This is a genomic window from Brevundimonas sp., assembly GCF_035561115.1.
Classification (GTDB): domain Bacteria; phylum Pseudomonadota; class Alphaproteobacteria; order Caulobacterales; family Caulobacteraceae; genus Brevundimonas.
In genome coordinates, this window is record NZ_DATMYH010000126.1 from 1 (window position 1) to 5,930 (window position 5,930).

Consider the following 5,930-nt stretch of genomic DNA (forward strand, 5'->3'; position numbering starts at 1 on the left):
GCAGGTTCGAGTCCTGCCGCGCCTACCGCCCCCACATCCCCCCGCCCCGGCTCCAGCGGTCGTCGCCGCGGTAGCGGCTGTCCGGCACATACCGCCCGTCGCGGTCGTACCAGCCCTGGCCGTCCTGATAGTCGCCATAGCCGTCGGGCTGATAGCCGTCGTCCTGATAGGGCAGGCCCAGGATGCCGTCCTCGTCGTCCCACCAGTCGCGCGGATAGGCGTTGATCTCGCAGGTCCAGCCGTCACCCGGCCGCCAGTACGGTTCGTACCGGCCGCGGTACCTGTCGCGGAACTGGGGCCGGCAGACGTGTTGCGACCACACCCGGTTGCCGCTGGCCTCCACCGTGGCCCGGGCCTCGCGATAGATGACCTCGCGCACGCCGGCGAAGACGTTGTTGACGACCACCGCATGGCCCGAGGCCGCGGCCACGCCGACCGTGGTGGCCCGGATACGGCTGTCGGCCAGCCTCAGCTCGCCGTTGTAGAGCACCACCCCCTTGTCCGAACGGCCGATGCGGCTGTTGTGGATCTGCACCGAGGCCCCCTCGACGGCGACGCCCTCGACATAGCCGACGATGGCGGTGTTCTCGATCTCGACCCGGCCGTAGTCGCGCGCCGAGCGCACCACCACCCCGATCGAGCGCGGCCCGAAGGCGTTGGGCGCGCCCGTCCCCTTCAGGGTCGTCGATGCGATGCGCGAGGTCTGGCCCGCGCCCGGGATCAGCTCAAGCCCCGACTGGGCGCCGGTGATCGTCATTTCCCAGGCGGTCAGGACGGCGCCGTCGGCGACGATGGCCGGGGCCACGGTCTGGGCGTCGATGACGGCGTTGCGGATGTCCAGCAGGCCGCCGTCGACATAGATGGCCGCCTCGTCCCCCGCATGGCGGAAGCCGACCCGGTTCATGACGATCTCGGCTCCGTAGCCGACGATGCAGGCCGCGTCGCCGGCGTGGGGCGAGGCGAACATCATGTCGCGGATCTCGACCCGCACCCCCTGGGCCACCGTCATGCACGGCAGGCCGTCGGGCGCTATCAGGGTCGGCGCCGGATTGCGGCCCCAGTCGCGCGGATCGAAGCCGCCCTCGCCGATGATGGTCAGCGGCTTGTCGATGTTCAGCCAGCCGACGCAGGCCCCGCCCCGCGAGCGAATCACCAGCGTTCCGCCGGGCCGGACGCGGCGCACGGCGTCCTCGACCGCGCCGGTGCCGGGATTGCCGCCGCAGTCGACCAGCACGACCTCTTCCCCGCGCGGATAGCCGCCCGGATAGCCGGGCCGCCAGTCGGGCCGGTGCCGGCCGTAGTCATAGCGCCGGTGCGACGAGCCGCGGTTGCGGTAGCTGCGCGCGGGCGGGTCCAGCAGGATGCCGAAATTGGGCCGGGTCTGGCTTTCCACCTTGGCCGCGACCTGGGCCCGCGCGGTCGGGGCGCCGGTCAGGACGAAGGCGCCGACGGCGGCGGCCATCACGACGGCGCCCCCTATGATGCTGGCGATCCGGGCGAAGGGCGTGGGGCTGGTCATGATGCTACGCCCTCCTTAGCGGCGCTGCTGCGAACGGGAGACCTGGGCCAGCACGGCCTGCAGGCGGCCGGCCGAGGGGCCGAAGCCGGCCAGGGCGGAATCGATCCTCAGGGCCACGGCCTGGGCCTTGTCCTGATCCGCCACGCCCGAGACGCCGAGGGCGAAATAGCTCGACATGGCGAATTTGGCCTCGGGGCTGCCCTGTCGCGCCGCCTCGTCGAACCATTTGAAGGCGCGGGCGTAGTCGGCGGGCAGGCCGATGCCCTCGGCGTACATCACCGCCAGCACCAGCTGGGCTTCGGAGGAACCGTTGATCGCCGCCATCTGGATCGCGCGCACCCGCTCCAGGAACGACAGCCGCCCCTCCATGGGATGGCCCAGCATGGCCTCCAGCGTCTCGATCTGGCGCTTGGACAGGTCCTCGGGCCGGGCGGCGACCTCGTCGGTGATGCCGAGATAACGCAGGGCCCGGCCGACGTGGACGAACGGCAGCTCGCTCGCCATCCGGCCCAGGGCGTATTCATAGGCGTCGCCGCGCGGACGGCTTTCGTCCGAGAAGGGCACGCCCGACTGCGGCGCGCTGTTGGGATAGAATTCGAACGGCGGCGTCCACTGCCGCGCCTTGGTCTCGACGAAGCGCTGGTACTGGTCGCGGCTCGGGGCCGAGCGCTCGAAATCCTTCAGCAGGACATAGGCCCCGACGTCGCCGGTCTGCACCGCCAGATAGTTGTACAGATAGGCGTCGACGTCGTTGCGCTGGAACAGATTGGTCGCCGAGTAGTAGCCGCGCCGGTTTCGGTCGCGGCCGTTTCCGCCCTGGGGGCGGCCCCAGGCCTCGCGGGCCTCGCGGTTGTCTTCCGGCTCGCCGAACGGGCCGTACAGGCCGTCATGCAGCCGCGCCAGGGTGCGGTAGCCGTCGGCGTCCTGGGTCGACAGCACATAGATCACCCGGTCGCGGACGGCCTCCTGCTCCTCGCGCGTCATCTGGCCCAGCTGGCGGTCCAGCCGCTGATAGGCCGCGTGACGCTCCCAGGCGCGGCAGTCGTCGTATTTCGACAGCGGCCGCCAGCCGCCGAAGCCGCCGCGGTCGACGCGGTTGATCGGGGCGTAGCCTTCGTCGTTGGACAGGGCCAGGGCGTACCAGGTCGCGCTCTCGATCGGGTCCTCGATGTTCTTGTCGGTCGCCCGGACGGCGGCGTAGCGCGCGCCCAGCTCCAGCTGGGCGAAGAAGTCGCCGCGGAAGGCGGCGCGACGCAGGGCCCGCAGACCCGTCTCCTGGGCGTTGAACTCGGACCCGGTCAGGGAGGCGGGACGCGGACAGGCGTTGCCGGCCCCGGCGCCGGCCGGCTGCCAGAAACGCACGCCGTTGCGATCGCCGCACGACACCATGCCAAGGGCGGTCAGGGCGAGAACGCCCGCCACCGCTGCAATGGCGATCGGGCCTCGCCCTCCTCCGGAGCGGGGCTGGTCGTCATGGTCCGGATGATTGTCGCGCATTCGCCCCCCTTCGACCAAAAGCGGACAGCCCGGGGCCCGCACGCTGAAGCTTGCGCAGGCGGGACAGTTCCGTCCAGTTAACCATCTGTCAAGGTTAACGCTGGTTTGCGACAAAGCGTTGCCGCAGCACGGCCCTTTTGTGTCCGGCGGCGGACTTATCCCCACGAATCAGTCGCTTGCGCACTCGCCTGTGAGGGGAAAACCGGGCTCTCGCCAGTGGGGGCGGGGCTCCCTATATGCATCGGCCAGACCGCCGGAGCCCTGTATGTCCTATCTCGCCCGCGATGACCGTCCCGCCGACAAGGCCGCGCGCTACGCCGAGCTCGAGGAGGAAATTCTGGCCGTCCTCGACGGCGAGCCCAACCGCATCGCCCGTATGGCCACGGTCGCCTCCATGCTGGCGGACGCCTTCCCCGTCTTCTTCTGGACCGGCTTTTACGTCGTCGATCCCGACAAGGCCGACGAACTGGTGGTCGGCCCTTATCAAGGCACCCTCGGCTGTTTGCGCATCGCCTTCGGCCGCGGCGTCTGCGGGACCGCCGCCCGGGACCGCGAGACCCGGATCGTCGACGACGTCCACGCCTTCCCCGGCCACATCGCCTGCGACAGCCGCTCGGCCAGCGAGATCGTTGTCCCGGTGTTCGATCCGTCCGGCACCCTGATCGCGGTTTTGGACGTCGACGCCACCGAGACGTCCGCTTTTGACGCAACCGACGCCTATGCTCTCGAACGGCTGATGGCCAAGGTCTTCGGCTGAGCCGAGTGGACTCAGTGGACTCTTCGGACTCATTGGACTGCTTTTTTTCCGTCCGGGGACCACTCAAATGGACTCTTCGGACTCATTGGACTGTGTTTTCGGGAGGTGCGGCATGTCGGAACGGGTAATCGCGGTGACGGGCGGCCATGGCGTGCTGGGCCGCGCCGTCGTGGAGGCGGCCCTGGCCGACGGGCTGAAGGTGGCGATCATCGATCACGCCGCCGGCCAGACGGCGCCCGAGGGCGTCCTCGAACTGGGCGGCGTCGACCTGACCGACCCCGCCGCGGCGACGAAGGCCCTGGACGCGGTCGCCGCGCATTTCGGCCGGCTGGACGCCCTGTTGAACATCGCCGGCGGCTTCGTCTGGCAGACCACCGACGACGCGGAACCCGCATGGGCGAAGATGTTCGCCCTCAACCTGACCACCGCCCTGAACGCCAGCCGCGCCGCCCTGCCCCATCTGAAACGCTCCACGGAGGGCCGAATCGTCAATGTCGGGGCCAATGGCGCGCTCAAGGCCGCAGCCGGCATGGGCGCCTACGCCGCCTCCAAATCGGGCGTCCACCGCCTGACCGAGGCCCTGGCCGAAGAGCTGAAATCCACCCCGGTGACTGTCAACGCCGTCCTGCCTTCGATCCTCGACACCGACCAGAACCGCAAGGACATGCCGGACGCCGACCCCGCCAAATGGGTCCGGCCGTCCGACCTCGCCCGGGTCATGCTGTTCCTCGCCTCGCCGGAAAGCCGTGCTGTCACGGGGGCCCTGATCCCCGTCACGGGCCGGGTGTGATGGCCGCCTTTCTCCGTTCATCCCGGCGAAAGCCGGGACCCAGTTCTGTCCAGCTTGACGCTGGCGTTTCAGGACAAGCGATCGCGGGTCACACCCACCTTTCCCATCACCCAAAGCACTGGGTCCCGGCTTTCGCCGGGATGAACGGATATGAGTAGCGTCCTCACCCGCTCGGTCCTCTACCTGCCGGCCAGCAATCCGCGCGCGATCGAAAAGGCCCGCGGCCTGAACGCCGACGCCGTCATTCTCGACCTCGAGGACGCCGTCGCCCCCGACGCCAAGGCCGGGGCGCGCCAGGCCGCCGTCGAGGCCCTCTCGGCGGGCGGTTTCGGCGGCCGGGTCGGGGTCCGCGTCAACGGCCTCGACACGCCCTGGGGCGCGGATGATCTGACCGCCCTCTGCATTCACAAACCCGACTTCGTGGTCGCCCCCAAGATCGAGAGCCCCGAGGCCGTCCGCGACGTCGCCGCCCATCTGCCCGCCGACGTCGCCCTGTGGATCATGGTCGAGACGCCGCTGTCGGTCCTGCGGCTCGACGCCATCGCCGGCGCCGGCGCCGGCGCGCCGCTGGCCGCCCTGATGCTGGGAATCAACGACTTCGGCGAGCGGATGAACCTGGTCCTCGGCCCCGAGCGCGAACCGATGAAGCCCTGGCTGGCCGCCGTCGTCGCCGCCGCCCGCGGCCACGGCCTTCTTGCCATCGACGGCGTGGTCAACGCCACGGACGACGCGGACCGGCTGCGCACTGAATGCCTGCAGGGCCGCGCCTTCGGCTTCGACGGCAAGAGCCTGATCCACCCGGCCCAGATCGACGCCGCCAACGCCGCCTTCTCGCCGACCCCCGAAGAGGTCGCCCGGGCCCGCGAGGTGGTCGCCGCCTTCGCCGCCGCCGACGCCCGGGGCAAGGGCGCCATCCGCGTCGGTTACCGCATGGTCGAACGCCTCCACCTCGAAGCCGCCCACCGTCTGCTGGCGCGGCATGAGGCCGCGGAGCATCGCGCCGGATGACCCATCTCGACCGCCGCGACGGACGGGCCTAAAGACCGTTCTTCAACGCAACGGACGTCCCTCAAGCAACGAGGCGACGCGCGCCGAGTGATAGGGACCAACACACCTTGACCCACGCCGTCATCGCCGCCACCGGCCTGTTCACCCCCGAACAGTCCATCTCCAACGAAGAGCTGGTCGCCGCCTACAACGCTTACGCCGAACAGTTCAACATCGACCACGCCGCCGAAATCCTCGAAGGCGACGTCGCCGAACTGACGCCCTCCTCGGTCGAGTTCATCGAGAAGGCCTCCGGCATCAAGAGCCGCTTCGTGCTCGACAAGGCCGGCGTGCTCGACCCCGCCCGCATGGCCCCCAAC

At 70.0% G+C, this 5,930-nt stretch carries 5 protein-coding genes and 1 pseudogene; 4 read left to right on the plus strand and 2 right to left on the minus strand.

Annotated features, from left to right (window positions below; all coding sequences use genetic code 11):
* Positions 1–22 precede the first annotated feature (22 nt).
* Together VN378_RS16740 and VN378_RS16745 are read right to left on the minus strand one after the other, a co-directional pair.
* On the minus strand, positions 23–1,519 hold the full coding sequence (locus VN378_RS16740; RefSeq protein ID WP_325744692.1) for a hypothetical protein: 1,497 nt from the start codon (positions 1,517–1,519) through the stop codon (positions 23–25).
* A 15-nt stretch (positions 1,520–1,534) separates the two neighbouring features.
* A complete protein-coding gene (locus VN378_RS16745) occupies positions 1,535–3,016 on the minus strand; it encodes a tetratricopeptide repeat protein (protein ID WP_325744693.1) in 1,482 nt (493 codons plus the stop codon).
* 265 nt (positions 3,017–3,281) lie between these two features.
* Between VN378_RS16745 and VN378_RS16750 the strand changes: the two genes are divergently transcribed.
* The 4 genes and pseudogenes from VN378_RS16750 to VN378_RS16765 all read left to right on the plus strand — a co-directional run.
* Positions 3,282–3,773 carry a GAF domain-containing protein gene (locus VN378_RS16750; protein ID WP_325744694.1) on the plus strand — a complete coding sequence of 164 codons (492 nt, stop codon included), beginning with the start codon at positions 3,282–3,284 and terminating at the stop codon, positions 3,771–3,773.
* A gap of 112 nt (positions 3,774–3,885) precedes the next feature.
* Positions 3,886–4,563, plus strand: a complete 678-nt coding sequence (locus VN378_RS16755) for an SDR family NAD(P)-dependent oxidoreductase (RefSeq protein WP_325744695.1) — start codon at positions 3,886–3,888, stop codon at positions 4,561–4,563.
* Positions 4,564–4,713: 150 nt separating this feature from the next.
* Positions 4,714–5,571, plus strand: a complete 858-nt coding sequence (locus VN378_RS16760; RefSeq protein WP_325744696.1) for a CoA ester lyase — start codon at positions 4,714–4,716, stop codon at positions 5,569–5,571.
* 107 nt (positions 5,572–5,678) lie between these two features.
* A pseudogene (locus tag VN378_RS16765) lies at positions 5,679–5,930 on the plus strand (beta-ketoacyl-ACP synthase III); the annotation flags it as partial.